Raw genomic sequence first — 25,896 nt, forward strand, 5'->3', positions numbered from 1 at the left:
CGCTACTCCACGGTTTTGCGAGCGACCGTCAGGCCGGCGAGGGCCCCGGTCAGCGCCGGATCCCATCCGCCGAGATCGGCCGCGGCCGCGAAGGTGGATCGCAGGAAGTCGCCGACCGTCCGGTCCGGGTCCGCGGACTCGGCGACCGCCTCGTACGGGAGCAGGAACTCGCCCATCCCGCGGTCGTAGCCGGCCGCGGCCGGAAGCACGGCCCGATCCGCGTAGCCGGGCGGTTCGGGGTAGGCGTACGCGTAGAACGCGCCCTCCGCACCGCCGCCCGGCCAGAAACCGCAGCTGGCCAGCTCGTGCGAGTAGCCCTCGCGCATCACCTCCGGCGGGCAGTTCGGCGCGCCACCGGGATGCGGGGGCGCGCCGCGGCCGGAGAACCTGGTGTACGCCAGGTCCATCGCGCCCCAGAAGAAATGCACCGGGCTGGCCTTGCCGGCGAACCCGGTGCGGAACCGTCCGAGCACCCGGTCCGCCTGGAGCAGCTGACGCCAGAACAATCGCGCCGCTTCCCCGTCGTACGCGTCATGCTCCTGATCCTCGGCGAACGGAATGGCCGGCTCGACCTCGTTGGGGACCGCGTGGATGGTCGTCTCGATGCCGAGCCCGGCGAGCGCCGCCATGGTTTCCGCGTGGAAGACGGCGACCGGCTTGGGCTCGAGGGCGACCTGCCGGTGGCGCCCGTCGCTCACCCGGATCCGCAGGACGTGGTCGACGAAGTCGAATTCAAGATCAAAGACCTCGTTCGCGTACGGGATGGCAGAGGTGCCGAGCCCGCGGGCGGTCGGATAGAGCGTGACGTGCCACCAGTGATTGACCGACGGGGCGTGCGCCATGCGGATCTTCCCGACGATCTGGGTCCACATGTGCAGCGTGTTCCGGGTGTCGGTCCAGTCGGCCACCCGCAGCCGCGGCCATGCGCCGGTCATCTGAGCCCCTGTTCCGGTGGATGTGATCGCCACCGCTGTGCGCGGCGCGGCAATCGTTCACGATCTTGTCATGGTCAGCACGGTGTACGAGGTCAAGCGTCCCTGGTATGCGCGCCTGTGGATCCTGATCTCGGCCGCCCTGGTGGTGCTCGTCGTCGCCGCGGTGGTCACCCTGGTCGTGATGGCCCGGCGGGCCCGGCTGGCCCCGCCCGGCCGGACCATCGCCGGCGTCGCCGTCGGCGGCCTCGACGAGCGCGAGCTGCGGGCGGCGGTCGAGTCGGCCGTGCGCGCCCGGGTCGAGCAGCCGCTCACCGTACGGGTCACCGGCACCGGCCAGACCTTCACCTTCTCGCCCGCCGCGTCGGGCGTCACGCTCGACGTCGAGGCGACCGTGCGGGCGGGCCTGGCCGGTTCGGCCGCCGCCCTCCCGGCGAGCCTGACCGTGGACTCCGCGACCCTGGAGGCCGCACTGGCCGAGCACCGCCGGGCCGCGGTCGACGCCGTCGTGAAGCTGGCGGCCCCGTCGCCCCGGCTCGAGGCCAAGGGCGACACGTCCTTCACCGCCACCACGGCCGGCGTCACCCGGACCGCCGGGCGGGCCGGCTGGACCCTTGACCCGGCGACGGCCGCCGCCGCTCTGGTGCCGGCGATCCGATCCGGCCTGCCCGAGGCGTCGGTGCCGAGCACGCCCGTGGCGCCCGGCATCAAGCCCGCCAACCTGGCCGGCGTCGACCAGCTGATCGGCACGTTCACCACTCACCATCCCTGCTGCGCCCCTCGGGTGACCAACATCCACCTGATCGCCAAGCTCGTCGACGGCACCGTCGTCGCGCCCGGTGCGACCTTCTCCCTGAATGACAAGGTGGGCGAACGCACTCGTGACAAAGGCTTCGTGCCGGCGCCCGCGATCGTCGACGGCGAACTGGAGGACCAGCTGGGCGGCGGCGTCTCGCAGTTCTCGACCACGCTGTTCAACGCCGTCTGGTTCGCCGGCCTGCCCAGCCTCGAGCACCAGCCGCACAGCAAGTACATCTCGCGCTACCCGCCCGGCCGCGAGGCCACCCTCGACTGGGGCAACATCGACAACGTCTTCCGCAACGACACGGAGGCGCCGGTCGTGATCCGGGTGAAGACCACCGGCACCTCGGTCACGGTCGGCCTGTACGGCCACACCGGCGACCGCAGGGTGGTCTCCGAGACGGGCCCGCGCAACCCGGTGGGCGCCGAGGGCGGCTTCAGCATCCGGGTCACCCGCACCGTCCACGACGGCGACCGCAAGACCGGCTCGGCGACCCTGCGCTGGACCTACGAGGGCCTGGACTGACCACCTCGGACGGGTTCAGTACCGGAACTGGTCGATGGCGGACCGCAGTCCGGTGCTCATCCCGTCCAGGCTGCTCACGGAGCCCTGAATGTCGCCGACCGCGTGCCTGGTCTGCGACGCCGCCGTGGCGACCGTGCCGACGCTGGCGGCGATCTGATCGGTCGTGGCGGAGGCGTCGCTGATGCTCCGGGCCATCTCGGCGGTGGTGGCGGTCTGTTCTTCCACCGCGGAGGCGATGGTGGTCTGGTAGTCGTTGACCTGGATGACGATGTCGCTCATCTGCGCGATGGCCTCGCCGGCGGCGTCCGCGTCGGTCTGGATGCTCGAGATGCGCCCGGTGATGTCATCGGTCGCCCTCGCGGTCTCCTGGGCGAGGTCCTTGACCTCGGAGGCCACCACGGCGAAGCCTTTGCCCATCTCGCCGGCGCGCGCGGCCTCGATGGTGGCGTTGAGCGCGAGCAGGTTCGTCTGCTCGGCGATGGCGTTGATCAGCTTCACCACGTTGCTGATCTCGCCGGAGGACTCCCCGAGCTGGGTCACGGTGGCCTTGGCGTTTCCGGCCACATCGACGGCCTGCGCCACGATGCGGCTGGCCTCGGTGGCGTTGGTGGAGATCTCCCGGATGGAAGCGCCCATCTGCTCGGCGCCCGCGGCGAGCGTGCCCACCGTGCCGCGCATCTGCTCGGCGGACGCCGAGACGGTGGTCGCCTGCGACGCGGTCTGATCCGCGGCGGCGCCGATGTGCGCCGACACCGCGGTCAGCTCCTGGATGGCGCCGGCGAGCCCGCGGGCCTGCCCGGCGATGCTGCCCATGGTCGCGGCGAGCTTGCCCATCAGTTGGTTGAACACCGCGCCCAGCGCGCCGAACTCGTCCCGGCCGGAGTCGTCGACCCGCTGCGTCAGGTCACCCTCGCCCTCGGCGATCTCCCGCATGCGCCGGGTGAGGGCATTCAACGGCCGGAGGATGCTGCGCGCCAGCAGACCGCCCGCCACGACCACCAGGACCGCGGCGAGCAGCACGCCGACCACGATGACGGCGTGCGACTGCGTCGCGGCTTGCGCCGACTCCTTGTCCCGGACCGACAGCAGACCCGCCTCCGCGTCGCGCATGTCCGACAACACCGTCCGGATCTGATCCATCACCGCCTTGCCCTTGTCGGTGAGCACCACCGCACGCGCCGCCTCGAAACCCTTGTCCCGGCGCAGGTCGATGGTCTCGTTCAGCTCGGCCAGCTTGGCGCTCACCAGCGGCCGCAGCTGCGCGACGCGCTGTTGCTGATCGGCGTTGTCCTTGGTCAGCGCGGCCACGGCGTCGATGTCGCCGGTGATCGCGGCCAGCGCCGCCTCGTACGGGGCGAGATAACCGTCCTGGCCCGTGATCAGGAAGCCGCGTTGACCCGTCTCCGCGTCCTTGAGGCGGCCGGTGATCGTTTCCAGCGCCTCCAGCACCTGATACGTGTGCGACACCAGGCCACTGGTCTGCCGGAGATGGCTGGTGTTGCGATACGTGATCACACCGACGACGCACAACACCAGCAGAGGCGCCAGAAACGCCAGCATGAGCCGGCCTGACACACGACGCACGAACCCCATGCCGTCTCCTGACCCCGATGATCGCTTGACTCCATGGCAGCACCCGGAGCTCGGCAACAGGGCGAGAATCGCGAATCTGCCGGACCGCTCGTGCCGCTGGGGTCGACGCCGGTCGCAGTCACCTGCGCGGCAGCGGCTCGGGTCACGGCAAGCGGATGCTCTGGGCGTGGTGGAAGAAGTCGTCCGGGTCGTAGCGCGCCTTGACCTGGCGCAGCCGCGGGTAGTTGGCGCCGTAGTAGGCGCTCGCCCAATCCGCCAGCCCGGTGTCGGCGTAGTTCTGGTAGACCTCGCCGGTCAGGTGCGGGCGCAGCGCGCCGGCCAGGTCGTCGGCCCACGCGACGTTGGCGGCGGTGTCCTCGTCCCGCTGCCACAGCGAGATCACCGAGACGTAGTGCACGGCCGAGCGGTGCACGAACGCGGTCGCGCCGGGCGGCACGCGGGCGACGGCGCCGCCGGCCAGCAGGTCGAAGCGGACCATCGAGTACGCGGAGGGGCGGCGCGCGAAGGCGTCCACCATGGCGCCGATGGCGTCGTCGCCGAAGCCGGGCTCGCGGAAGTAGCCGCCGGTCCAGCGGGACTGCAGGCCGTACGGGATCTCCTCGCCCAGCGCGTGCATGAGGTCCGGATAGGACAGCTCGCCGATGTGGTCGGCGGACGGCGTGCCGAACGCCCGGATCGGGGCGAGCGCCTCATGTCCCTCGGACAGCGGGCCGACGTAGAGGCCGTACAGCGAGATCTCGGGGGCCGGGTCGGCGCTGAGCAGCAGGCACAGCGCCAGGCGGTCGTCGTCGCGGTCGGCGTACAGGTCGCGGTAGAGCCGCAGCACCGCGCCGGCCTGCTCGATCGGCCAGCTGATGAAGCCGCCGACCATGGTGGCCGGCACCGGGTCGAGCCGGTAGCGCAGCCGGGTCACCACGCCGAGACCCGCGCCGCCCGCCCCGCGCAGCGCCCACAGCAGGTCGGGGTGCTCGTCCTCGGTGACCCGCAGGACCCGGCCGCCGGCGTCGACGAGCTCGGCCTCGACGATGTGGTCGCAGCCCAGCCCGAAGCGGCGGCTGAGCGGGCCGTAACCGCCGCCGAGGCTGAACCCCGCGTTGCTGACGGTCGGGCACTCGCCGCCCGGCGCGGCCAGGCCCTCGGCGTACGTGTGCTGGTCGATCTCCCGCCAGCCGGCGCCCGCGCCGGCCGTGACCGTCGCGGCCGCCCGGTCGAAGGCGATGTCCCGCAGCCCGCCGACGTCGATCACCACGCCGTTGTCCACGAGCGACAGTCCGCTCGCGTGATGCCCGCCGCCGCGCACGGCCACCGGCAACCCGGCGTCGCGGGCGAAGCGCACCGCGGTCACGACGTCCGCGGTGTCGGCGCAGCGGCACAGCACCGCGGGACGGGTGCGGATCCGGGTGTTGAACAGGACGCGAGCGGCCTCGAAACCCGGGTCGTAGGCGGAGATGACGTCGCCGCGGAAGCTGTCGCGAAGTGCCGTGAGGTCGGGGCGCATCGACGGATCTTCGCATCGGCCCCGACGCGTCGCAATGCTCCCGGACGAGCGGTCAGCCGGTGGCCGGACGGGTGCGGCTCCGGGTGCGTGGCGGGCCCCATCGCCGGGCCGGCGTGCCGACCGAGAGCGCCGGGCGCTCGACGACGGTCGTGCCGGTCAGCAGGTGGGCCACGCACTCGGCCTCGGCGGCGTCGAGCGTCACCGTGATCGCCACCCGGTCCGGGTCCTCCGGATCGTAGACGACCAGGTCCCGGCGGCCGGTACGGTGGACGACGACGCCGATACGGCGGTCCCGCGCCGTGGCGGCGACGAAGCCGGTGCCGATGCCGGGCAGGTCGGCGCGTTCAATGATCATGATGTGCCTCCCGGGTCGAGCCGGATTCCACCGTGACCGATGCGGGCCGCCGCCGCCCATCGGTGCGCACACCCATTCCGCCGCCGGACCGGATATGGGTGCCGGCACGGATGGACGATCGCGGCGCGGACCGGGCACGCTGGAAGGCCGGCGGTATCGACGAGGAGATCATGCGGCATTCCCTGTTCTGGCGGATCTTCCTGCTCAACGCGGCGGTGCTGCTCGGCGCGACCGCGTTGCTGCTGGCCGGCCCGGTCACCGTCTCCACCCCGGTCCTGGTGCGCGAGGCGCTCATCCTCGGCGGCGGCCTCGCCGCGATGCTCGCGATCAACGCGGCGATCGTCCGCATCGGCCTCTCCCCGCTCGCCCGCCTCACCCGGACCATGGCCACCACCGACCTGCTGCGGCCGGGCCGCCGGCTGACCGCGACCGGCGCGGGCGGCGTCGCCGAGCTGATCAGCACGTTCAACACCATGCTCGACCGGCTCGAGGCGGAGCGGGCGATCAGCGCCGGCCGGGCGCTCTCGGCGCAGGAGGAGGAGCGCGGGCGGATCGCCCAGGAGCTGCACGACGAGATCGGGCAGACGCTCACCGCGGTGCTGCTCGACCTCAAGCGGGTGGCCGCCCAGTCGCCGCCGGCGGTCCGCGAGCAGCTGCTCCAGGTGCAGGAGACCACCCGCAACAGCCTCGACGAGATCCGCCGGATCGCCCGCCGGCTGCGTCCGGGCGTGCTGGAGGAGCTGGGCCTGGCCACCGCGCTCAAGTCGCTCGCCGCCGAGTTCACCGCGTCCGGCGTCAAGGTCCGCTTCGAGAGCGATCCCGACCTGCCCGATCTCGGCCGGGACGCCGAGCTGGTCCTCTACCGGGTCGGGCAGGAGGGGCTGACCAACGTGGCCCGGCACTCCGGGGCCCGGCAGGCCCGCCTGACGCTGCGCCGCGCGGGCGGCGGGGTGGAGCTGCGGATCGAGGACGACGGGCGCGGGCTGGGCGGGGCGCTCGAGGGGGCCGGCCTGCGCGGCATGCGGGAGCGGGCGATGCTGATCGGCGCGGACCTGTCGGTGGGCGACGCCGACGACGGTGGCACCACCGTGCGCCTGCGAGTGCCCGCGTCGCCGCGCGGGCCGGGCGCCGAGCGAGAGGATCCGGCATGATCCGCATTCTGCTGGCCGACGACCACGCGCTGGTCCGCCGGGGCGTACGGCTGATCCTCGACGGCGAGCCGGACCTGTGCGTGGTGGCCGAGGCGGCCGACGGCGCCGAGGCGATCGAGAAGGCCCGGGCCGAGCGGCCCGACCTGGCGGTGCTCGACATCGCCATGCCGCGGATGACCGGCCTGCAGGCGGCCCGGGAGCTGTCCCGGCAACTGCCCGACACGCGGGTGCTGATCCTGACGATGTACGACAACGAGCAGTTCTTCTTCGAGGCGCTGCGGGTCGGCGCGTCCGGCTACGTCCTCAAGTCGGTGGCCGACCGGGACCTCGTCGAGGCGTGCCGGGCGACCATGCGCGGCGAGCCGTTCCTGTACCCGGGCGCGGTCACCGCCCTGATCCGCAACTTCGTCGAGCGGGCGCACGACGGCCAGGCGATCCCGGCCAAGGCGATCACCGACCGCGAGGAGGAGATCCTCAAGCTGGTCGCCGAGGGGCACTCCTCGAAGCAGATCGCCGACCTGCTGGTGATCAGCGTCAAGACGGTCGAGCGGCACCGCGCCAACATGCTGGCGAAACTCGGGCTGCGCGATCGGCTGGAGCTGACCCGGTACGCCATCCGGGCCGGCCTCATCGAGCCGTGACCGCCGCGGCCCGCAAGCGCGGCCGGCACGTCCCGGTGCGGGCGCGGTGATGTCGGACGCAGCTGGGGTGACGGTGGGCAAGGATGATGAATCGCTGCTCGCCGCGCGCCGGAAGTCACCAAGATCCCGCCGACGGCGCTCGCTGCCCGGCGCGGGCCGCGCGGCGCGGGCCGCGCTCGCCCGATTTATCGCCTTATTTCCGCGGCGGATCGTGGCGGGCGGCGGCGGCTTGATGAGTTGCCGCGTGCGGAGAACCGGCATTTATCAAGATCTTCCGGCCGGACCCGGGGCGGCGACCATCTTGGGTGATTTGTGGGGGTATAACCGAGAGCGCGGGCCGCGCCCGCGATGGCGTCTAGAAATAGCGCAGCCAGACGTAGCCCCACGCCAGGGCGGTGCTGAACACCGTCACGACGATGCCGTACTTGGTGAACTCCCAGAACGTGATGCGGTGCTTGGTGCGCGCCGCCATGCCCAGCGCGACCACGTTGGCGCTGGCCGCCACCGCGGTGCCGTTGCCGCCGAAGTCCGCGCCCAGCGCGAACGACCACCACAGCGCCCGGCCGGTCTGCGCGTCCGGCGCGGCCTCGGCCAGGCCCTCGACGATCGGGGTCATCGTGGCGACGTACGGAATGTTGTCGAAGAAGGCCCCCACCACGCTCGAGCCGAACAGCAGCACGGTCGCGGCCACGAAGTAGTCGTCCCCGAACGCCTCGACGGCCCAGCTGCCGGTCGTCTCGATCACCCCCGTGTGCACCAGGCCGGCCACCATCGCGAACAGGCCCGCGAAGAACACCAGCGTCTGCCATTCCACCTCGCGCAGCGTCTCGGTGACGTCGGCCTTGGTGACCAGCAGCATCACCCCGGCGCCGAGCAGCGCGATGATCGAGGCGTCCAGGTGCAGCACCGAGTGCAGCGCGAAGGCGGCGATCACCCCGGCGAACACGGCCAGGCAGCGGCGCAGCATGGCCGGGTCGGTGATCGCGCGGCGTTCCTTGAGCGCCATCACGGCGGCGACCCGGTCCGGGTTGTACTGGAACGACTTGCGGAACAGCAGCCTGGTGGCCAGCACGAACACCACGAACACGACGGTGACGATCGGCGCCATGTGGACGAGGAAGTCGCCGAAGGTCAGGCCGGCCCGGCTGCCGATGATGATGTTCGGCGGATCGCCGATGAGGGTGGCGGCGCCGCCGATGTTGGAGGCGAGCACCTCGGCGATCAGGTAGGGCTTCGCGGAGATGCCGAGCCGGTCGCAGACCACGATCGTCACCGGCACGACCAGCATGATGGTCGTGACGTTGTCGAGGAACGGCGAGGCGATCGCGGTGATGACCATCAACATCACCATCAACCGGTACGGCCGCCCGCGCGCCCGCTTGGCCGCCCAGATCGCCAGGAAGTCGAAAACCCCGGTCTGCCGGATGATCCCAACGATGATCATCATGCCGAACAGCAGGAAGATGACGTTCCAGTCGATGCCCTCGTGCTCGGAGTGGAAGACCTCCGCGCCCGGGATCAGCCGCAGCGCCGCCATGGCGCCGGAGGCGATGAGGACGACCTTGACCTTGTCGACGCGTTCCGAGGCGATGAGCGCGAAGGCGACCACGAAGATCGCCAGGGCGAGGGCCGCGCTCACCGGTCACCCGCCCGGCCGGACTGTGCGCCGCTCATTCGTCCGGACCGAACACCGCCAGGCTCGTGATCAGGCGATCGAGCGTGATCGCGCCGATGAGCTTGCCGTCGGCGTGCACGACGGCGACGAGCGGGCTGTGCTGCCGGGCCATGATCGCCGCGACCTCGAGCAGGGTGGCGTCGGCCTGGACGGTGACGGGCCGGGGGGCCGGGCGGGGCACGCAGTCGCCGACGGTGCGCTCGCCGAGCTCCGACCAGAACCGGTCGGCATGATGCTCGTCGATCGTCCGCACCAGCGCGGCGTCCTCCTGGTACGACCCGGGCACGGCCAGGCGCAGCACCTGGGTGCCCGGCAGCACCAGGCGGGGCCGGTCGTCGTTGTCCACGACGATGAGCCCCGGCAGCCGGCCGACCGCCATCACCTGCACCGCCCGCGCGACCGGGTCGTCGACGGTGACCGTGGGAACCTGCACCGCGATGTCGCGTGCTTGCATGAGACCTGCCCATTCGATCCGGCCGCCGAACAGCCGGGCCCGCGTATCCGCTGCACTCATGGTCGGCTACCTCCGCACGCGGGTCTGAAGATCGGTTCTCTCCAGTCTCGTGCCGAGGGCGTCCGCCCTCCATCCGTGCCGGAACCCATTTCGGGTGGGTGCCGCCATGCACTCCCAGCCTGGCTCAGGCGGCCCGCCAGGCGTCGCGCAGCCGGACCCGGGCGCCGCTGCGCAGCACGGCGTTGCTGTAGATGCGGGAGGCGATCCAGAGCAGCAGCGGGATGACCACGATGATGCCGGCCAGGGACACCGCGGCCTGCCAGGCCGGCACCACGCCGAGCGCCAGCCGGACCGGCATCAGGGTGGGCGCGAAGACCGGGATCAGCGACAGCACCGCCACGAACCCGGAGTCCGGGTTGGCGGGCAGGATCGAGATGCCGATGACGTAGCCGACGATCAGCAGCATCATCACCGGCGTCACCACCGCGGCCACCTCCTCCTGCCGGGAGACCAGCGAGGCGACCCCGGCGAAGGCCAGCGAATAGGCGGTGTAGCCGAGCAGGAACCAGACGACCAGCCAGATGACGGTGCTCAGGGCCGCGCTGATGTGCAGGTCGAGCGAGCCGGTGGCGAGGCCGACGGCGACGCCGGAGAGGGCGATGACGGCCACCTGGATGAGCCCCACGACGCCGAGGCCCAGGACCTTGCCCACCATCAGCTGCCAGGGCCGGACGGTGGCCAGGATGATCTCCACGACCCGGCTGGTCTTCTCCTCCACCACGCCCTGGGCGACGGCCTGGCCGTTGAGCAGCAGGGCCATGTAGATCAGGATGCTGGTGAGGATGCCGAGGATCAGCTGCTGACTGTTGCTCTTCTTCGGCGGGGTGAGCGCGGTGACGGTCACCGTCGCGGCGGAGACCGACGCCGCGACCTTCGCCGGGTCGCCGCCGAGGTCCTTGACCTGCTGGTCGAGCACGGTGCGCTGGGCCACCAGCTGCAACACCGACTCGAGCCCGCCGTCGAGCTCGGTCTTGACCACGACCTGGACCGGCGAGGTGTCCGAGATCAGCAGCGCGTCCAGCTTGCCGTCGCGCACCTGCGCGCGCCCGGTGGCCTCGTCGACGTCGTGGGTGCGGATGTCGACGTTGATCGAGGCGGCGGTCGAGGTGACCGCGCCGCTGAGCGCGGCCGCGCCGGGGGTGATGCCGACGTCCTGATAGGACGGGCCGTTGTCGGCGAGCTTCGCGATCAGCCCGAGGGCGACCAGGATGAGGACGCTGACCACGGTGGCGACGCGGAAGGCCTTGGAGCGCAGCCGGGTGCCGATCTCCCGGCCGGCGATCAGCCAGATCATGCTGCTTCTCCCTCGGTGGGCGCGCTGACGATGTGCCGGAACAGGTCGGTCAGGGACGGGCGGCTGCGGGCGAACTCGCGCACCGGCCCGGTGGCGAGCGCGGCCCGCAGCACCGCCTGGTCGTCGGCGCCGTCGTCGAGGGTCAGGCGGGTGCTGCCGCCGGACTGATCGAGAACGGTGACGCCGGGCAGCCCGGCTGCCCAGCCGGCTGGTGCGTCCGGCGCCGTGACGATCAGCGCCTCGGGCCCGCCCGCGCGGAGCTCGTCGACCGTGCCGGCGGCGACCATGCGGCCCTGCCGGACGATGCCGACCCGGTCGCAGAGACGCTCGACGAGGTCGAGCTGATGAGAGGAGAACATCACGGGTACGCCGGTGTCGGCCTTGTCGCGGAGCACGCCGCTCATCACGTCGACGGCCACCGGGTCGAGGCCCGAGAACGGCTCGTCGAGAACCAGGATCTCGGGGTCGTGCACGAGCGCGGCGGCCAGCTGGACGCGCTGCTGGTTGCCCAGCGACAGCTTGATCACGTCGTCGTCGCGGCGGCCGGCCACGCCCAGCCGCTCCATCCAGTCGTCCACCGAGGCGCGCGCCGCCGCCGGCGACATGCCGTGCAGGCGGGTCAGGTAGATGAGCTGCTCGGCGACCTTCATCCGGGGATAGAGCCCGCGCTCCTCGGGCATGTAGCCGATCTTGCGGCGGGTGTCGCGGTCGAGCGCCCGGCCGTCCCACCGGACCGCGCCGGAATCCGCCGCGAGCACGCCGAGGACGATGCGCATCGCGGTGGTCTTGCCGGCGCCGTTGCTGCCGACCAGGCCGAAGATCTCGCCGGCGCGCACCTCGAACGTGATGCCCTGCAGCGCGACCACGTCGCCGTAGCGCTTGCTGACCCCATCTATCTCCAACTGGCGTGTCACACAAAATGTGATATCACTTTGATAGGAGCCGGGCAACCCCGGCGCGCGAAGGAGGGGACGAGGATGGTCGCCGAAACCAACGTCGCCGAAACCACCCGGGAGCGCCGCGCCGACGGGGCGCCGGGCATTCCGATCCTGCGCGGCGGGATCGTCGTCATCGTCGGCGTCGTCCTGATGGCCCAGGGCACCGACGTCACGGTCGTGGCCGGCATCCTGATCATCGCGGTCACCGCCGTCCTGCTGCTCGGGCTGACCCCGGTCGCCCCCGGCCAGGCGCGGGTGATCCAGCTGCTCGGGCGGTACACCGGCAGCGTCCGGGCCACCGGGCTGCGCTGGGTCAACCCGTTCACCACGCGGCGGCGCGTCTCCACCCGCATCCGCAACCACCAGACCGAGGTGACCAAGGTCAACGACGCCGACGGCAATCCGATCGAGATCGCCGCCGTCGTGGTGTGGCAGGTCAGCGACACGGCCAAGGCGGTGTTCGAGGTCGACCAGTTCGAGCAGTTCGTCGCCATCCAGGCCGAGACGGCCGTGCGGCACATCGCCAACTCGTACCCGTACGACGCGCATCAGCCCGGCCAGACGTCGCTGCGGGACAGCGCCGACGAGATCACCCAGAAGCTCGCCGAGGAGATCAGCGCCCGGGTCACGCCGGCCGGGGTGACGATCGTCGAGGCCCGGCTGTCCCACCTGGCGTACGCGCCCGAGATCGCCCAGGCGATGCTGCGCCGCCAGCAGGCCAACGCCGTGGTGGCGGCGCGCCAGCGGATTGTCGAGGGCGCGGTCGGCATGGTCGACATGGCGCTGACCAAGCTGTCCGAGGAGTCGATCGTCGAGCTCGACGAGGAGCGGAAGGCGGCGATGGTCTCCAACCTGCTCGTCGTGCTGTGCGCCGATCGCGACACCCAGCCCGTCGTCAACACCGGCACGCTCTACCACTGACCCGGGCCGGCGATGGCAGAGCGCAAGAGCATCCTGCTGCGGCTCGACCCGGCCGTGCATGATGCCCTGGCCCGGTGGGCGGCCGACGAGCTGCGCAGCACCAACGCGCAGATCGAGTACCTGCTGCGCCAGGCGCTGCAGGCCGAGGGCCGGCTGCCCGGCAACGCCAAGCGGATGCGCCGCCCCGGCCGCCCGAGCCGGAACGCACCCGGCGAGCCGGACGAGGCCGGCGATCCCACCGCGTGATGGTCTTGGCTCGTGACCGGCGTGGGCCAGACAGTCATCTCCGAACGCGGTTGAGGCCGACGACCGGCGCCGGCAGGGGTGACGGCGCCGGCAGGCCGGCCGAACCCGTCGACCTCGACACCGATGCGCCGGTAGTTGCCCTCCCGGGCGTCCCGCGACCCGTACGCGAAAACGGCGGCCATCCCCGGAGCGTAGGCTGAGATCGGTTCCGATGATTCAGTTCGAGCACCGGCCCGGCATCCTCGATCTGGGGTGGGGGCATCCGCGTCCCGGCCTGCTGCCCGTCCAGGAATGGGCCGCGGCCGGCGCCGTCGCGGCCCGGGAATTCGGCTGGCGGCAGCTCACGTACGGGTCCGCGGCCGGCCCGGCCCCGCTGGTGGAGTGGCTGAGCGCGCGCCTGCGCACCGCCGCCGGCCGGACGTTCGTCACGGGCGGCGCCTCGCACGGCCTGGCGCTGGTGGCCTCGCTGCTGGCCGGGCGGGACGACGTGATCCTGGTCGACTCCCCCACCTATCACCTGGCGTTCCGGATCCTCGCCGACACCGGCGCCCGGCTGATGCGGGCCCCCGCCGACGCGGCCGGAGCGGACCCCGACGCCCTGACCCGCATGCTCGCCACGCTGCGCGCCGAGGGCCGCCGCGTCCCGCTGCTGTATCTGGTGCCGACGTTCGCCAACCCGACCGGCCGGAGCCTGCCGCTCGACCGGCGGCGCGCCCTCGTCGCCCTTGCCCAGCGGAGCGGCCTGACGCTGCTGGAGGACGACACCTACCGCGAGCTGGGATACGACGGCCCGGCGCCGCCCTCGCTGTGGGATCTGGCCGGCGGCGACGGCGTCGTCCGGCTCGGCACCTTCGCCAAGACGGTCGCGCCCGGCCTGCGCCTGGGCTGGGTCAACGCCGCTCCCCCGCTGATCGCTCGCCTCACCGCGCTGGGATATGTGGACAGCGGCGGTGGCGTCAACCACGCGGTCGCCACCACGATGTCCTGCTTCGTCGCGTCCGGCGCGTACGACCGGCACGTCGCCGTGATCCGCGCCGAGTATCGCGCCCAGCGGGACGCCCTGGTCGCGGCCCTGCGCCCGCACCTGCCGGTCACCGCGCCGGGCGGCGGGTGGTTCCTCTGGGTCGCGCTGCCGCCCGGCCTGGCGGCCACCCGGCTGCTGGCTCGAGCCGAGCGGCGGGGCACGTCGTTCGTGCCCGGGTCGCGCTTCTACGTCGACGGCGCCGGCGGCGCGGACCGCATCCGGCTCAGCTTCTCGCACCTGGCACCCGCCGACCTGACGGAGGCCGCGGCTCGGCTCGGCGCCGCCCTGGCGGACAGCCGGTGATCCCAGCGGGCGCCGCTCGGCATGCGACGGCCCGGCCTTCCTGACTGCCGCGCCCGGCTGCCGCGGCGGACCTGCTGCTACCGGCCCGGGTTGCGCGCCGCGATCGACGCGGTCAGCGCGGTGGCGAACCCGGTCCACACCACGTACGGGGCGATCGCGGCCGCGGCCGGCCGGTCGAGGCGCCAGGCCCGGTTCAGCAGGCCCAGGTTGGACGCGTTCAGCAGCGCGATCTCGGCCAGCGCGGCGCGCGGCGCCTTCGCGCCGAAGAAGACCACCGTCCAGCCGGCGTTGAGGGCCAGGTTCGTGCCGAAGCTCCGGGCGAAGCCGGCCCGCTCCGCGCCCGGGCACGGTCCAGGGCCCGCGCACCGGCGACGGCGAGCAGGCCGTACAACGCGGTCCAGACGATCGGGAACGCGGCCGGTGGCGGCTGCCAGCGCGGCTTGTCGAGGGACCGGTACCAGCGCGAGTCGGGCCGGGTGACCAGCGACCCGGTCACCGCCGCGGCGGCCACCGCGGCCGAGGTCTTGACGAGAGTGGGCAGTCGCATGCGGCTTCGGTACCCGCCCAGGCGTGGTCCACACCCCGCCCGCACCGCGGCCACCGGCAGTTCGCCTACGCCGGGTGCGCGATCAGACCCGGCAGCTCCGACATCCTCGTGAAGATCACGCTCGCCCCGGCCGCGCGCAACACCTCCGGCGTCGCGTGGGCCGGGCCCGGGGGCGCGAAGCCGAGAACCGTCGCGCCGGCGGCGACCCCGGCCGTGACGCCGGCGACCGAGTCCTCGATCACCACCGCCGCGGCCGGGTCGGCCCGCAGCGCCCGCGCGGCGGCCAGGTAGACGTCGGGAGCGGGCTTGCTCCGCGGCACCTCCATGCCGCTGAAGACCCGGTTGCCGAAGTACCGGTCCAACCCGGCGATCTTGAGCTGCATCTCGATCTTGCCCCGGTCGGCGCCGGAAACGCAGGCGAACCGGTCGCCCAGCAGCGCGGCCACGAACCGGACCGCCTCCTGGGCGCCGACGATCGGGACGAGCTGCGCGCGCAGGGCCGCGTCCCGCCGGTCGCGGAAGGCCGCCAGCCAGGCGTCGTCGATCCGGAACCCGGTGTTCTCGAGGATCACCGCCCATTCGTCCCGCAGCGCCCGGCCGACGAACAGCTCGACGCAGGTCCGCTCGGAGATGTCCCAGCCCAGCTCGATCAGCATGGTGCGCAGGACGCCGTTGGTGATCGGCTCGGAGTCGACGAGCACGCCGTCGCAGTCGAAGAGCACGGCGGCGAAGCGGGGCGTCGAAGCGGTCACGACGGCCCACTCTACGTCGCCGGGCCGATCGTCGAGGTTCCTGCGTCAGGCGCTGGGCAGGATCTCGACGTAACCGTCCGAGCCGTGCACGCGGATCCGCTGCCCGTCGGCGATCGAGCGGGTCGCCCCCGCCACGCCGACCACGGCCGGCAGGCCGAACTCGCGGGCGATCACCGCGCCGTGCGTCATCTGCCCGCCCACCTCGGTGACCAGGCCGGCGATCGCGACGAACAGCGGGGACCAACTGGGATCGGTGTACGCGGTGACCAGGATGTCGCCGGCTTCCAGGTCGGCCTCGGCCATGTCGTGGATGACCCGGGCCCGGCCCTCGACGACGCCGGCCGAGACCGGCAGGCCGACCAGGGCGCCGGCCGGGGCGTCGTCGCGCCGGTAGGCCCCGTCGAGCACCTCGCCCTCGGAGGTGAGCACCCGGGGCGGGGTGAGCGCCTGGTAGGACCGGAACTCCTCGTTGCGCCGCCGGATCAGCCCGGCGTCCGGCCGGCCGGTGCGCAGTTCATCGAAGGTCAGGTAGAAGATGTCCTCCTTCTCGGCCAGCAGGCCGCCGGCCACGAGGCGCTCGGCCTCGGCGAGCAGCGCCTGCTTGTAGACGAAGTAGCGGCTGACGATGTCGTACTTCGGGTACTCACGGTAGCCGGTGAAGGTCCGGAGGCGCTCGATCATCCGTACGATCTCCTCTGCTTTTTGATCGCCACCCGGCAGCGACCGCAAGCGTTCCAGGACCTCCTGCCGCTTCTTCTCGGCCGCCCGGCGGCCTTCCTCGAAGCGCCGGGTGGCCGCGCCCGGCTCGAAGAGCCTGATGTTGTCGAGGATCAGCGGCACGAGCGTGGTCGGACGCTCGCTCCAGCGCGGCCGGGTGATGTCGATCTCGCCGGCGCAGCGCATGCCGTATTTCCCGAGGTAGTCCTCGATCGCGTCGCGCGCCTCGGCCCCGCCCGCGAGCTTCGGCAGCTCCTCCAGGAATCCGTCGTCCGCGACGCCCTCCAGGAACGCCACCACCTCCGGGTACGGCCGGATCGCGTCGGCGACGTCGAGCAGCGCGAGCCCCATCTCGGAGGTGATGTTGTCGGGGGCGGAGAGGGTGAGCGTGTCGGCCGCGTTCTTCTCGCCCAGCCACTCCCGCAGATGATCGTTGAGCCACCAGGTGGCCTGCATGCCCGCCATGATCGCCTGCATGCTCAGCGGGTCGGTGAGCACCCGCTTGTGCTCGGCGAAGGCCTCCGTCAGGTACTCGAACAGCGCCGGCCCGGTCTTGCCCGCGATGCCGCGCTTCAGGGCGGCGAGCGACGCCCGGCTGCGCGCGATCAGCTCGGCCACGATGGCCGGGTTGGTGGCGATCGGGGCGACCTCCCGGCGCGGCGGCGCCGCGGCCGGCTGGGGATCCGGCGCCTCCCGGACGAAACCCCGGGCGATGAGCGTCTCCAGCGCGTCCCGGAACAGCGGGTCGCCGCGGCCGATCAGGTCGAGGAAGCCCGCGCGCGTCGCCGGCGCGGCCAGCTGGCGGGTGACATCCACGAACAGCCGCGCGCCGGCCTCGTGGAACGTCGCCATCGCGGTCAGCTTCCAGATGGAGATGCCCAGCGGCTTCATGGCGTCGGTCATCATCTGCTGGTGGCCGGTGGAGAGATAGACCCGGTTCTCCTCGTCGCCGCTCTCCGGAACGGGAAACAGCGTGGTGATCGGCCGGCTCTGCACGATGGCGAAGCCGTCGCCGCTCAGGCACCACTCGATGTCCTGCGGGCGCCCGAAGTGGGCTTCGATCCGCCGGGCGAGCCGTACGAGGTCGACGACCTGCACGTCGGTCAGCGCGGGCTGCTCCTGCCGTCGCGGGTCGATCTCGGTGGTCCTCGTGCCGCCGTCCGGCGCCGCCTCGATGCTGCGCTGCTTGGCCGCGATCATCCGGTCGACGATCGCGCCGTCGCGCACCCGGTAGACATCCGGGTTGACCAGGCCGGACACCAGCGCCTCACCGAGCCCGAACCCCGCGTCCACCGTGGCCACCCGGCGATTGCCGGAGACCGGATCGGCGGTGAACAAGATGCCGGACGCCTGCGGGAACACCATCTGCTGCACCACCACGGCCATGTGGACCTTCCGGTGGTCGAAGCCGTTCCGCAGCCGGTAGATCACCGCCCGCTCGGTGAACAGCGACGCCCAGCACCGCCGCGCGTGCTCGAGGACCGAGGACGGCCCCACGACGTTCAGATACGTGTCCTGCTGCCCCGCGAACGACGCCGTCGGCATGTCCTCGGCCGTCGCGCTGGACCGCACCGCGTAGGCCGCCTCGCCCCGCTCGGCCAGCGCCGCGGTGACCTCCTCCGCCAGGTCGCCCGGGATCGGCGTTTCCTCGATCGTCCGCCGGACTTCCGCGCTCAGCCCGGCGATCGCCGTCCGGTCCCCCGGAGCCACCCGCGACAGCCGATCCAGCTGGTCGTCGAGCGCGGGCGCGTCGCTCAGGATCCGCTGGAAGGCCGCGGTCGTCAGGCAAAATCCGGGCGGCACACGTACGCCTTCGACGCGCGCCAGTTCCCCGAGGTTCGCCGCCTTGCCGCCGACGACGGCCACCTGCGCCTCGCCGACGTCCCGCAGGTCCAGCACATACTGCCCGGTCATAAAGGTCCCCCATAGTCGCAGGTCGTGGCTCCGGTGGACGATTCTGCGCTATGACACCGGCCTTGCCGCAAGCCACCCCATGTGTTATATGTTGGAGTGGGAGGAGAGGGTGGACTCCGCCCTCTACGATGCCGATCATGCGAAGGTGGCTCCCGGCCGCGGTGCTCGGCCTGGCCCTCGCCGGCTGCGCCCAGCCCGGCACTCGAGACGGCGACACCGCGCCACTCCCCTCGCCCAGCACGTCGTCACCCGCCTCCGCCGCCTCCCCCTCTGCCGCCGCCTCTGCCGCCCTGCCCGAGCAGACTCTGCCGCCCGGCGACGGCGCGCCGCACCAGGCCGAGAACAACGGCTGGAAGCAGCGCCACGAGCTGACCCCGGACGAGCAGCGCACCGGGGACGCCCTGGCCGCCCGCATCCGCCCGAAGCTGGCCGCGTTGCGCACCGCCGGCGACTTCGCGCCCGCGTCCACCCGCGACGCCCTGCTCGGGCTGGGTCTCCCGCCGGACGACGTGCAGGTGACTGAGATGCGGACCCCACCGGGCGCGGTGTTCGCCGTGCACTTCCCCGACGCCGGCTGCGTGATCGGCGACGTCCGCCCGGACCGGCTGCTGGTCGAGGTCACCGGCGCGGGCGCGGAGTTCGGCTGCCTGGAGCCGTACACGCATTGAGGTCGCTGCCTGATCTCGTACGATGTGCCCATGAGCGCGGAAACCGTGGGGATGCACATGCCTGCCATGGTGACGCTCGACGACCTGGCGGCCATGAACGCCGCGGATCCGAACGGTCACCGATACGAGACCAGTCCTGAGGGAGTGCTGTCCGTCATGCCGCCCGCCGACTCGGAGCATGCGCAGATCGCAAGTCGGCTGTTCGCCTGGTTGCTCATGGCCGGCTGGCCTGCTGATCAGGTGCTCCAGGTCGCGGGCATCCGTATTCCCGGGCCCGGCCCGGGACGAGACGGAGGCCGCATCCCGGACATCAGCGTCTGGAGCAAGGCGCCGCCGCGCGCGGTCTGGCTGTCGGTCGCCGACCTGCTCCTCGTCGTGGAGATCGTCTCGCCGGGGTCCGAGGCCATGGACGAGGTCACCAAGCGTCGCGAATACGCCGCGGCGGGCATCCCGCAGTACTGGGTCGTCGACCGCGACGATGCCCAGACGGTGACTCTGTATCAACTCTCCTCGGACGCCACCTACGCGGAACGCGCGAAGATGCCGCTGGCCTGGCTGCTGCAGACCAGCCCCAGCGACCACCTCGACTGACACGCTGCCGCACCGGCGCCGACGCGGCGCGCCGATCGCGGCGCAGCCGGTCAGATCGCGTGCGGGGGCTCGAGCACCGCCGCGTCGCCGGCCGGGCGCAGGTTCGCCGCCATGTCCCTCAGCAGGTCGATGATCTGGCCCGGACTCGTCCCGGCGATTCCCGCGACGGTCTCCGCGGCCAGCGTCAGCCACACCTCGTCCAGGCGGCCCAGCAGCCCCCGGCCCTGCGGCGTCAGTTCCACGATGGTCGCCCGGCGGTCGTCGGCGGACGGCACGCGAGCGATGTGGCCGGCCGCCTCGAGCTTGCGGACCATGTGCGTGATGGTGGGCGGCTCGCAACCGATCTCTTCGGCCAGCCGGCGCTGCACCTGAGGCCCCTTGGCCGCCAGCGCCATGAGCACGAACTCCTGACCCGGATGCAGCCCGAGCTCTGCGAGCAGCTCGGCCGCTCGCGCGCGGTGGCGCAGGGTGAGCGCCCGGATCGCCGAGTTCAACGCGTGGGCCTGCGCACTGTCCATGGCGGCCGGCTCCCTTGACCGTAGATGGCTTGACGGTAGATAGCTTGACGGCAGATAGTTAGGCGCATAACGTTATGCGCCTAACTATTACCCTACTTCACTCAGGGGCTGATCTCAATGTCAGTGAAGGTCTCGGTCATCTACTACAGCGCCACCGGCGGCGTGCACCGGCTCGCCCAGGCCGTGGCGCACGGCGCGACCGCCGCGGGAGCGGACGTGCGGTTACGGCGCGTCCCGGAGCTCGTGCCGGAGGCCGCGATCAACGCCGATGCCATCCGGCCGGAGCGCCTCGACACCGTCGCGACCGCTGTTCCGGAGGCCACGCTCGACGACCTGGAGTGGGCGGATGCCTACGCGTTCGGCACGCCGACCCGCTTCGGCAATGTCTCCGCGCAGCTCAAGCATTTCCTCGACAGCACCGCCGGGCTGTGGCGCGAAGGCGTGTTCGTCGACAAGCCGGTCACCGCGTTCACCGCGGCGCACAACACCCACGGCGGCAACGAGACCACGCTGGCCTCGCTCAACAGCGTGTTCATCCATTGGGGATCCGTCATCGTCGCGCCCGGCTACACCGATCCCCTGGTGTACGCGGCGGGCGGCAATCCGTACGGGACCTCGTTCATCAGCGGCGCGAACGAGCTGCCCTCCGCGGCGACCCTGGAGGCGGCCCGCTATCAGGGCCGTCGCCTCGTCGACATCGCGAGCCGGTTGGTCTCGCCGCGATCGGCGCTGGCCGCGAGCGGGCGCTGACCATGTCCACTACCAGATCACGAGCCCATCCGAACCGGTCCGACGCCGACTCCGCCTCCGCCGCAGCCGGGCCCAACCGCTGGTGGCTGGTCGTCGGGGCGGCGTTGCTGATCTTCCTGGCCCAGTTCGACACCTTCGTCGTCACCACCGCGCTGCCCACCATGCGGGCCGGCCTGGGCTTCGGCGCCGGAGCGGCCGAGTGGGTGCTGCTGGCTTTCCTGCTGCCGATGATCGCGGTCAGCCTGCCCGCGGGGCGCTGGCTGGATCGGGTCGGCGCCCGACCCGCCCTCGTCTTCGCCGTCGCCGGATTCGCCGTCAGCAGCCTCGCCGCCGGGCTCGCGCCCGGTCTGGGCTGGCTGATCGCCGCCCGGGCCGGACAGGGAATCTTCGCGGCGCTGATGATCGCCCAAGCGTTCAGCCTGGCCGCCGGCGCCGTGCGGCCCGCGGCCCGGGGTCGCGCCATGGCCGTCGTGGCGACCCTGGGGTCGCTCGGCGCCCTCTGCGGTCCCACCGCGGGCGGGTACCTCACCCAAGCCGCGGGATGGCCGTGGATCTTCTACGTCAACCTGCCGATCAGCGTCCTGCTGATCGGGATCTCGTGGGCCCAGGCACCGGCCGGCCGGCCGCTCCGCGCGCCCGACCGGGATGCGGTGTGGGAGTTCGCGACGCTCGGGGCCGCCGCCGCCACCCTGATGCTGTCGCTGTTCCTGAGCGCCGGCCATGGGCTGGCCTGGCTCGCCCTGACCGTCGTCGCCGTGCCGTTCGTGGCGGTCTGGACGCGGCTCCCGGCCAGCCGGGCAGTGATCGACCTGGTACGCCGGCCGGGCATGGCCGCGCTGCACGTGGCGATGCTGACCGTCTTCGCCGGCTTGCTGCTCGTGCAGTTCCTGGTGCCGTTCTACCTGCACCAGGCGCTGCAGGCCTCGGCCGGCACCACCGGATCCATCCTGCTGGCACTGCCGGCCGCGCAGGTCGTCGTGGCCCCGGCCGGCGGGATTCTGGCCGACCGGTGGGGTGCCCGGCCGACGGCCCTCGCCGGCCTCGGCGTGGTGATCGCCGGGACCGCTCTGCTCGTCCCGCTCGACCCGGGTTGGACCACCACCGACCTGGTCTGGCGCCTCGCGGTGACGGGCGCCGGTCTCGGGCTCGCCCTCGGACCGGCCCAGACCATGGCCATGTCCCAGTCACCGCCCGACCTGCTGGGCACCACATCGGCGTCGGTCAACCTCGCCCGGCAGCTCGGCATCGCGCTCGGGCCGGCGCTGGCCACCCTCGTCTGGGCCGGCTCGGGATTCGCCGTCGGCGGGATGCGCGTCGCCCTCGCCCTGGCCGTCGGCCTGACGGTCCTCGCGGCGGCCGCGCTGGCCCGCCGCCGGCCACCGTCGACGGATGCGGGCTGATCGTCATGCCGACCCTGTTCGACAATCGCTCCCCGAGGCACGCCGGGACGAGGAAAGACAGTCATCAAGACCGGGCTGTTCTTCACCATCGCGGCCGTCTGCCGGCTCGGTTGGCGGTGACCGCCGCTCGGCTATTTGTGCTTCGGCGGCTTGGGTTTCAGCTTTCGAACTTGGGCAACGCACGATAACTGTCCGCTTAGTCCGCGCTACGGAGAGACACCACGCATTGGTTGACGTCGCTACCATCGGGGTGAGAGGGGGCACCCCGCATGGCGCATCGCACGAACCTCCTGCGCAAAATCGCCTGGACGTTGCTGGCCGGTTTCCTCAGCTTCAGCGTGACCGGACTGCTCGACAAGGTTCTCGACGTCAGCCTCGCCGATCAGCTGGTCGTAACCATCGTCATCGGCGGCGTCGCGCTCCTGGTCCAGTATCTGATCGACGTCGAACGTCGTCTGGACGAGTCCGAACGCATTCAGCAAACGGTCGTGGCGGGTTTGGAGCGCATGATCCAGCGCGGCTTCGCCGGCGTCAACGAGGCGACCGAGCTGATGAGCGAGATCGAGCAGTCGGCCATCCCGCGTGATCTGCTCATGCAGCTGATCCGCCGGTCGGCGCACATTGGGCCGACCGCGTTGCCGCTGGTGGAATCTCTCGCCGCAAGCGAGACCAAACGGCTGGCCAACCTGTTGCAGTCGCTGTCCGAGGGGCACGAGATCTTTTACGACGGCGAGGATCGAGAGCTCATGCTGGCGCTGACGCGGGGTTTGCGGAAATCTCTGCTAGCAACCAGCTGGACCACCATCAACATGGGGTTCGAGGCCGGCTTCTGGTTGAGCGATCTCGGCGCGCGCTATCTCGACCTGCAGCGCGACGCGGTCCGCCGCGGCGTGAAGATCCGGCGCGTCTTCATCGTCGAGTCGCCCGAACTAATTTTCGATCCGGACGTGCGCCACATCCTCGCCATGCAGCGCAGTGCCGGGGTAGACGTCCGCTACATCGAAGGCAATGAGGCGGGACAGGACGGCGGCCTGTCCGACTTCGTCATCTTCGATGAACAGCTCTGCTACGACACGACACCGGTCACTCGCGAGGTACCTGGCGCGCCGTGGCGGCTCACCACGCGCATCGTGCTCGACGAGGACACCACCAGGCATCGTGTCGATCGGTTCAACGAGCTTTGGCGCAGAGCCTCACCGCTCCAGCAGTCCGGCGTCGGCGATAACCGCACGCCCGTGATCACCAACGCGGAATCCCTCGGAACGACGCAGGTCGGCCGCCGCGTGGACGACCCGTAGCCACCGGTCACGACCGTCATAGCGCGCCGTGAAGGCGCGCCGCCCGTGAACACTGCGAAGGTTGTCAATGATGAGAAGCTCGCCCGGCGCCAGTCGTACATCCTGGAGACGCTCGTCGACCGCCTTGATCACGGTCTCCAGCGCCTCGCACGCCGCACCGTCCGCGGAGTCACGGATCATGAATGCGGGATCGAGGCGGACGAACGGCCTGCGCCGGTCGCCGGTCAGCACGGCGACGGCTTGAGGTTTGGGGGCCGCGGCGCTGCTCACGTTCGACGAGTCGGGCTCGATGTGGAAGCGCCGCTGGAACAGCAGCGAGCGGGTGGGTTCGTCGATCGGCACGTCGGAGATCGGGATGAAGCTCGTCGCCGTCCGGTCAGGATTCCGCAGGCACAGCAGACAAATCCAATCGGGTCGCAACGGATGGTAGGCATCTTCGTTGTGCCACATTAGCTCCCCTGATGAACTGGAGCCGAGCTGGGTCGTCTCGTGGCCGGGCATCGGACTGATGTCTCGCACGAGCTTACCGTCGTCCACTCCGGCCTGCGAGATTGGATAGCCGAGGAACGACGCGACGAGCAGCAGCATGGCATCGGCTCGAGCGGGTTCGTTGCGACTCGGCGCCGTCTCGGCGACCGGCGGGCTGCTGCCGAGGTCGGCGTCGACCAAGGGAAGCCCGCTGAGCACAATGCCGGCCGCGCCGGAGAGACGGAAATCGACCAGCGTGCGGCGCAGAGCCACCGGCAGTTCCTGGCTCAGTAACGCCAAGCGACGGAGCCGGTCAGCGGGTGACTCGCCGGGGACCCCGGAAAGGACGCTGCTTGCCAGGCTACGCACGGTAGCACCGTCGGACGGCGACAGCTGCACTCGCTTGATCGGCCGCACCGCGTTCTCAGACACCGCTGTCCTCCGCTGATCTTCACACCGAAGCTGCACAACGAAACGGACAAAGCGGTCCGTCAGGTTTTCACCAAACCTTACGCTGAACGGCGTCCATTGATGCAGCCGCCCGGCAACTTCACCGAGGCGCGCATATAGGTGCGATGGCCCTGCGTTTGAACGGATGCGTTCTCCGGTCGGCTACTTGGGCTTCGGTGGCTTGGCCTTGGACTTTCCCTTCGCCTTGTCCTTCGCCTTCGCCGGGCCGGCCGGCGCGTGGGCGGCCGGCGCGGCGGCGGCCGTGGTCCGCGCCTTTTGCGCGGTCCGCTGCACCACGATCTCGATCTTGACCGGAGGAGCCGAGGGTCGCGGGCTCGCGGTCGGCGCGGTAGCCGACGGCGAGGCCGGCTGGTGGGTGTTCGCCGCCGCGCAGGTCTGGGTCGCGGCGCATGCGGCGCCGGCCGGGGTGTTCACGCTGTCGTGCAACCACCAACCGCCGCCGCCGGCCGCCAGCAGCAGGGCGGCAATGCCGGCCGCGGCCGGGCGGCGGCCACGGACGCGGGCGAACTGCAGGGGCAGCGTGGGGCCGTCGTCGGCGGCCGTTTCGTCCAGGGCACGCCGCACCTCGGCCGCCGACGGGCGGTCGCCGGGGCGCTTCGCCAGGCAGCGCGACAGGATGCGGCCGACCTCGGAGGGGAGGCCGGGCACCTTCGGCAGCGGCGCCGGATCGGTGTAGACGTGCGCCTTGAGCATCTGCGTGGCGGTCGACGCGTCCCACGGCATCCGGCCGGCGATCGCCACGTACAGCAGCAGGCCGAGCGCATAGACGTCGGTCGCGGGGCGTACCGGGCTGCCCTCGACCCGCTCGGGCGCGAGGTAAGCGGGCGTGCCGAGCAGCTCGCCGCCGGGGCCGTCGAGGTCGCCGACCGCGGCGGAGATGCCGAAGTCGACCAGCTTCACACCGCCGGAGGTGACCATGACGTTGGCCGGCTTGACGTCGCGGTGCACGATCCCGTCGGCGTGGGCGGCGGCGAGCGCGGCCGCTACCCGGGCGCCGACCGACACCGCCTCCGGCCAGGGCAGCGCGCCGCCGGCGGCCAGCCGATCAGCCAGCGAGCAGCCGTCGACCAGCTCCATCACGACGTACGAGAGAGTCCGCCCGTCCTCGGCGAACTCACCGTAGTCGAAGACCGAGACGATGCCGGGGTGCCGCAGGCCGGCCGCGGTGCGGGCCTCGTCGCGGATGCGGTCGCGCAGCGACGGCTTGCCGGCGAGCTCGGCGGAAAGCACCTTGACCGCCACCTGACGGCCGAGAACCTCGTCGTCGGCCCGCCAGACCACCGACATCCCGCCGCGGCCCAGCTGCTTGTCCAGGCGGTAACGCCCGGCGATCATTCGCCCGATCTCCACAACCGGCATTCATATCCACCGGGATCGGCGGCAAACCCGG

26 protein-coding genes are annotated in these 25,896 nt (G+C 71.8%); 11 read left to right on the plus strand and 15 right to left on the minus strand.

Features of this window, described 5'->3' with window-relative positions:
• Window positions 1-2: 2 nt before the first annotated feature.
• Window positions 3-935, minus strand: a complete 933-nt coding sequence (locus ACFQS1_RS03585) for a DUF5996 family protein (RefSeq protein WP_378964529.1) — start codon at window positions 933-935, stop codon at window positions 3-5.
• Window positions 936-1,005: 70 nt separating this feature from the next.
• Here ACFQS1_RS03585 and ACFQS1_RS03590 point away from each other — a divergent pair, with 70 nt between their 5' ends.
• Complete coding sequence (locus ACFQS1_RS03590; RefSeq protein ID WP_378964530.1) at window positions 1,006-2,259, plus strand: VanW family protein; 1,254 nt, start codon at window positions 1,006-1,008, stop codon at window positions 2,257-2,259.
• A gap of 15 nt (window positions 2,260-2,274) precedes the next feature.
• On the opposite strand, the gene ACFQS1_RS03595 is transcribed toward ACFQS1_RS03590, so the two are convergent.
• The 3 genes from ACFQS1_RS03595 to ACFQS1_RS03605 form a co-directional block, all read right to left on the minus strand.
• A complete protein-coding gene (locus ACFQS1_RS03595) occupies window positions 2,275-3,819 on the minus strand; it encodes a methyl-accepting chemotaxis protein (protein WP_378964532.1) in 1,545 nt (514 codons plus the stop codon).
• Between the two features lie 175 nt (window positions 3,820-3,994).
• Window positions 3,995-5,350 (minus strand): FAD-binding oxidoreductase, encoded by a 1,356-nt coding sequence (locus ACFQS1_RS03600; protein WP_378964533.1) that lies wholly within the window; start codon window positions 5,348-5,350, stop codon window positions 3,995-3,997.
• A 52-nt stretch (window positions 5,351-5,402) separates the two neighbouring features.
• Window positions 5,403-5,705 carry a potassium transporter TrkA gene (locus ACFQS1_RS03605; RefSeq protein WP_378964534.1) on the minus strand — a complete coding sequence of 101 codons (303 nt, stop codon included), beginning with the start codon at window positions 5,703-5,705 and terminating at the stop codon, window positions 5,403-5,405.
• Between the two features lie 110 nt (window positions 5,706-5,815).
• Here ACFQS1_RS03605 and ACFQS1_RS03610 point away from each other — a divergent pair, with 110 nt between their 5' ends.
• Both ACFQS1_RS03610 and ACFQS1_RS03615 read left to right on the plus strand, forming a co-directional pair.
• Entirely contained in the window at window positions 5,816-6,856 is a 1,041-nt protein-coding gene (locus ACFQS1_RS03610; protein WP_378964536.1) for a sensor histidine kinase, read from the plus strand.
• Window positions 6,853-7,497: a response regulator gene (locus ACFQS1_RS03615; protein ID WP_378964537.1), complete on the plus strand. Its 645-nt coding sequence runs from the start codon at window positions 6,853-6,855 to the stop codon at window positions 7,495-7,497. The genes ACFQS1_RS03610 and ACFQS1_RS03615 overlap by 4 nt, the downstream gene beginning before the upstream one ends.
• Before the next feature lie 355 nt (window positions 7,498-7,852).
• On the opposite strand, the gene ACFQS1_RS03620 is transcribed toward ACFQS1_RS03615, so the two are convergent.
• The 4 genes from ACFQS1_RS03620 to ACFQS1_RS03635 form a co-directional block, all read right to left on the minus strand.
• Window positions 7,853-9,136: an ArsB/NhaD family transporter gene (locus ACFQS1_RS03620; RefSeq protein ID WP_378964538.1), complete on the minus strand. Its 1,284-nt coding sequence runs from the start codon at window positions 9,134-9,136 to the stop codon at window positions 7,853-7,855.
• Window positions 9,137-9,167: 31 nt separating this feature from the next.
• The gene (locus ACFQS1_RS03625; protein ID WP_378964539.1) at window positions 9,168-9,686 is read right to left on the minus strand and encodes a CBS domain-containing protein; all 519 of its coding nucleotides are present in this window, start codon (window positions 9,684-9,686) and stop codon (window positions 9,168-9,170) included.
• A gap of 124 nt (window positions 9,687-9,810) precedes the next feature.
• Window positions 9,811-10,980: an ABC transporter permease gene (locus tag ACFQS1_RS03630; protein ID WP_378964540.1), complete on the minus strand. Its 1,170-nt coding sequence runs from the start codon at window positions 10,978-10,980 to the stop codon at window positions 9,811-9,813.
• Complete coding sequence (locus tag ACFQS1_RS03635) at window positions 10,977-11,894, minus strand: ABC transporter ATP-binding protein (RefSeq protein WP_378964542.1); 918 nt, start codon at window positions 11,892-11,894, stop codon at window positions 10,977-10,979. The genes ACFQS1_RS03630 and ACFQS1_RS03635 overlap by 4 nt, the downstream gene beginning before the upstream one ends.
• A 63-nt stretch (window positions 11,895-11,957) precedes the next feature.
• On the opposite strand from ACFQS1_RS03635, the gene ACFQS1_RS03640 reads away from it, so the two are divergent.
• The 3 genes from ACFQS1_RS03640 (at window position 11,958) to ACFQS1_RS03650 (ending at window position 14,412) form a co-directional block, all read left to right on the plus strand.
• On the plus strand, window positions 11,958-12,839 hold the full coding sequence (locus ACFQS1_RS03640; protein ID WP_378964543.1) for an SPFH domain-containing protein: 882 nt from the start codon (window positions 11,958-11,960) through the stop codon (window positions 12,837-12,839).
• Between the two features lie 12 nt (window positions 12,840-12,851).
• Window positions 12,852-13,085, plus strand: coding sequence for a type II toxin-antitoxin system antitoxin (locus ACFQS1_RS03645; protein WP_378964545.1), 234 nt, complete (start codon window positions 12,852-12,854; stop codon window positions 13,083-13,085).
• 211 nt (window positions 13,086-13,296) lie between these two features.
• Window positions 13,297-14,412, plus strand: a complete 1,116-nt coding sequence (locus tag ACFQS1_RS03650) for an aminotransferase-like domain-containing protein (RefSeq protein ID WP_378964546.1) — start codon at window positions 13,297-13,299, stop codon at window positions 14,410-14,412.
• 77 nt (window positions 14,413-14,489) lie between these two features.
• Here ACFQS1_RS03650 and ACFQS1_RS03655 read toward each other — a convergent pair whose 3' ends face one another.
• The 4 genes from ACFQS1_RS03655 to rph form a co-directional block, all read right to left on the minus strand.
• On the minus strand, window positions 14,490-14,687 hold the full coding sequence (locus ACFQS1_RS03655; RefSeq protein WP_378964547.1) for a tryptophan-rich sensory protein: 198 nt from the start codon (window positions 14,685-14,687) through the stop codon (window positions 14,490-14,492).
• Complete coding sequence (locus ACFQS1_RS03660) at window positions 14,630-14,959, minus strand: tryptophan-rich sensory protein (RefSeq protein WP_378964548.1); 330 nt, start codon at window positions 14,957-14,959, stop codon at window positions 14,630-14,632. The genes ACFQS1_RS03655 and ACFQS1_RS03660 overlap by 58 nt, the downstream gene beginning before the upstream one ends.
• A gap of 65 nt (window positions 14,960-15,024) precedes the next feature.
• Window positions 15,025-15,711 carry an HAD family hydrolase gene (locus ACFQS1_RS03665; RefSeq protein WP_378964549.1) on the minus strand — a complete coding sequence of 229 codons (687 nt, stop codon included), beginning with the start codon at window positions 15,709-15,711 and terminating at the stop codon, window positions 15,025-15,027.
• A gap of 45 nt (window positions 15,712-15,756) precedes the next feature.
• The gene (gene rph, locus ACFQS1_RS03670; protein WP_378964550.1) at window positions 15,757-18,342 is read right to left on the minus strand and encodes a rifamycin-inactivating phosphotransferase; all 2,586 of its coding nucleotides are present in this window, start codon (window positions 18,340-18,342) and stop codon (window positions 15,757-15,759) included.
• A gap of 137 nt (window positions 18,343-18,479) precedes the next feature.
• On the opposite strand from rph, the gene ACFQS1_RS03675 reads away from it, so the two are divergent.
• Window positions 18,480-19,010 carry a hypothetical protein gene (locus tag ACFQS1_RS03675; protein WP_378964552.1) on the plus strand — a complete coding sequence of 177 codons (531 nt, stop codon included), beginning with the start codon at window positions 18,480-18,482 and terminating at the stop codon, window positions 19,008-19,010.
• A gap of 30 nt (window positions 19,011-19,040) precedes the next feature.
• A complete protein-coding gene (locus ACFQS1_RS03680; protein ID WP_378964553.1) occupies window positions 19,041-19,601 on the plus strand; it encodes a Uma2 family endonuclease in 561 nt (186 codons plus the stop codon).
• A gap of 50 nt (window positions 19,602-19,651) precedes the next feature.
• Here the strand turns inward: ACFQS1_RS03680 and ACFQS1_RS03685 are convergent, their stop codons facing one another.
• Window positions 19,652-20,119: a MarR family winged helix-turn-helix transcriptional regulator gene (locus tag ACFQS1_RS03685; RefSeq protein ID WP_378964555.1), complete on the minus strand. Its 468-nt coding sequence runs from the start codon at window positions 20,117-20,119 to the stop codon at window positions 19,652-19,654.
• A gap of 117 nt (window positions 20,120-20,236) precedes the next feature.
• Between ACFQS1_RS03685 and wrbA the strand changes: the two genes are divergently transcribed.
• From wrbA to ACFQS1_RS03700, 3 genes are all read left to right on the plus strand, one after another.
• Window positions 20,237-20,869, plus strand: coding sequence for an NAD(P)H:quinone oxidoreductase (gene wrbA / locus ACFQS1_RS03690; protein ID WP_378964556.1), 633 nt, complete (start codon window positions 20,237-20,239; stop codon window positions 20,867-20,869).
• Window positions 20,870-20,871: 2 nt separating this feature from the next.
• A complete protein-coding gene (locus ACFQS1_RS03695; protein ID WP_378964558.1) occupies window positions 20,872-22,269 on the plus strand; it encodes an MFS transporter in 1,398 nt (465 codons plus the stop codon).
• 269 nt (window positions 22,270-22,538) lie between these two features.
• On the plus strand, window positions 22,539-23,567 hold the full coding sequence (locus ACFQS1_RS03700; RefSeq protein WP_378964559.1) for a DUF6879 family protein: 1,029 nt from the start codon (window positions 22,539-22,541) through the stop codon (window positions 23,565-23,567).
• On the opposite strand, the gene ACFQS1_RS03705 is transcribed toward ACFQS1_RS03700, so the two are convergent.
• The gene (locus ACFQS1_RS03705) at window positions 23,463-24,467 is read right to left on the minus strand and encodes a TauD/TfdA family dioxygenase (protein ID WP_378964560.1); all 1,005 of its coding nucleotides are present in this window, start codon (window positions 24,465-24,467) and stop codon (window positions 23,463-23,465) included. The genes ACFQS1_RS03700 and ACFQS1_RS03705 overlap by 105 nt on opposite strands.
• Before the next feature lie 180 nt (window positions 24,468-24,647).
• Window positions 24,648-25,865 carry a serine/threonine-protein kinase gene (locus tag ACFQS1_RS03710; protein ID WP_378964561.1) on the minus strand — a complete coding sequence of 406 codons (1,218 nt, stop codon included), beginning with the start codon at window positions 25,863-25,865 and terminating at the stop codon, window positions 24,648-24,650.
• Between the last annotated feature and the right edge of the window lie 31 nt (window positions 25,866-25,896).

Source organism: Paractinoplanes rhizophilus, assembly GCF_042664765.1.
Classification (GTDB): Bacteria; Actinomycetota; Actinomycetes; order Mycobacteriales; family Micromonosporaceae; genus Actinoplanes; species Actinoplanes rhizophilus.

Coding starts and splice junctions, on each gene's coding strand:
- ACFQS1_RS03585 (WP_378964529.1), bottom strand. CDS start 935: ATGACCGGCGCATGGCCGCGGCTGCGGGTGGCCGACTGGACCGACACC.
- ACFQS1_RS03590 (WP_378964530.1), top strand. CDS start 1,006: ATGGTCAGCACGGTGTACGAGGTCAAGCGTCCCTGGTATGCGCGCCTG.
- ACFQS1_RS03595 (WP_378964532.1), bottom strand. CDS start 3,819: ATGCTGGCGTTTCTGGCGCCTCTGCTGGTGTTGTGCGTCGTCGGTGTG.
- ACFQS1_RS03600 (WP_378964533.1), bottom strand. CDS start 5,350: ATGCGCCCCGACCTCACGGCACTTCGCGACAGCTTCCGCGGCGACGTC.
- ACFQS1_RS03605 (WP_378964534.1), bottom strand. CDS start 5,705: ATGATCATTGAACGCGCCGACCTGCCCGGCATCGGCACCGGCTTCGTC.
- ACFQS1_RS03610 (WP_378964536.1), top strand. CDS start 5,816: ATGGACGATCGCGGCGCGGACCGGGCACGCTGGAAGGCCGGCGGTATC.
- ACFQS1_RS03615 (WP_378964537.1), top strand. CDS start 6,853: ATGATCCGCATTCTGCTGGCCGACGACCACGCGCTGGTCCGCCGGGGC.
- ACFQS1_RS03625 (WP_378964539.1), bottom strand. CDS start 9,686: ATGAGTGCAGCGGATACGCGGGCCCGGCTGTTCGGCGGCCGGATCGAA.
- ACFQS1_RS03630 (WP_378964540.1), bottom strand. CDS start 10,980: ATGATCTGGCTGATCGCCGGCCGGGAGATCGGCACCCGGCTGCGCTCC.
- ACFQS1_RS03640 (WP_378964543.1), top strand. CDS start 11,958: ATGGTCGCCGAAACCAACGTCGCCGAAACCACCCGGGAGCGCCGCGCC.
- ACFQS1_RS03645 (WP_378964545.1), top strand. CDS start 12,852: ATGGCAGAGCGCAAGAGCATCCTGCTGCGGCTCGACCCGGCCGTGCAT.
- ACFQS1_RS03650 (WP_378964546.1), top strand. CDS start 13,297: ATGATTCAGTTCGAGCACCGGCCCGGCATCCTCGATCTGGGGTGGGGG.
- ACFQS1_RS03660 (WP_378964548.1), bottom strand. CDS start 14,959: ATGCGACTGCCCACTCTCGTCAAGACCTCGGCCGCGGTGGCCGCCGCG.
- rph (WP_378964550.1), bottom strand. CDS start 18,342: ATGACCGGGCAGTATGTGCTGGACCTGCGGGACGTCGGCGAGGCGCAG.
- ACFQS1_RS03675 (WP_378964552.1), top strand. CDS start 18,480: ATGCGAAGGTGGCTCCCGGCCGCGGTGCTCGGCCTGGCCCTCGCCGGC.
- ACFQS1_RS03680 (WP_378964553.1), top strand. CDS start 19,041: ATGAGCGCGGAAACCGTGGGGATGCACATGCCTGCCATGGTGACGCTC.
- ACFQS1_RS03685 (WP_378964555.1), bottom strand. CDS start 20,119: ATGGACAGTGCGCAGGCCCACGCGTTGAACTCGGCGATCCGGGCGCTC.
- wrbA (WP_378964556.1), top strand. CDS start 20,237: ATGTCAGTGAAGGTCTCGGTCATCTACTACAGCGCCACCGGCGGCGTG.
- ACFQS1_RS03695 (WP_378964558.1), top strand. CDS start 20,872: ATGTCCACTACCAGATCACGAGCCCATCCGAACCGGTCCGACGCCGAC.
- ACFQS1_RS03700 (WP_378964559.1), top strand. CDS start 22,539: ATGGCGCATCGCACGAACCTCCTGCGCAAAATCGCCTGGACGTTGCTG.
- ACFQS1_RS03710 (WP_378964561.1), bottom strand. CDS start 25,865: ATGCCGGTTGTGGAGATCGGGCGAATGATCGCCGGGCGTTACCGCCTG.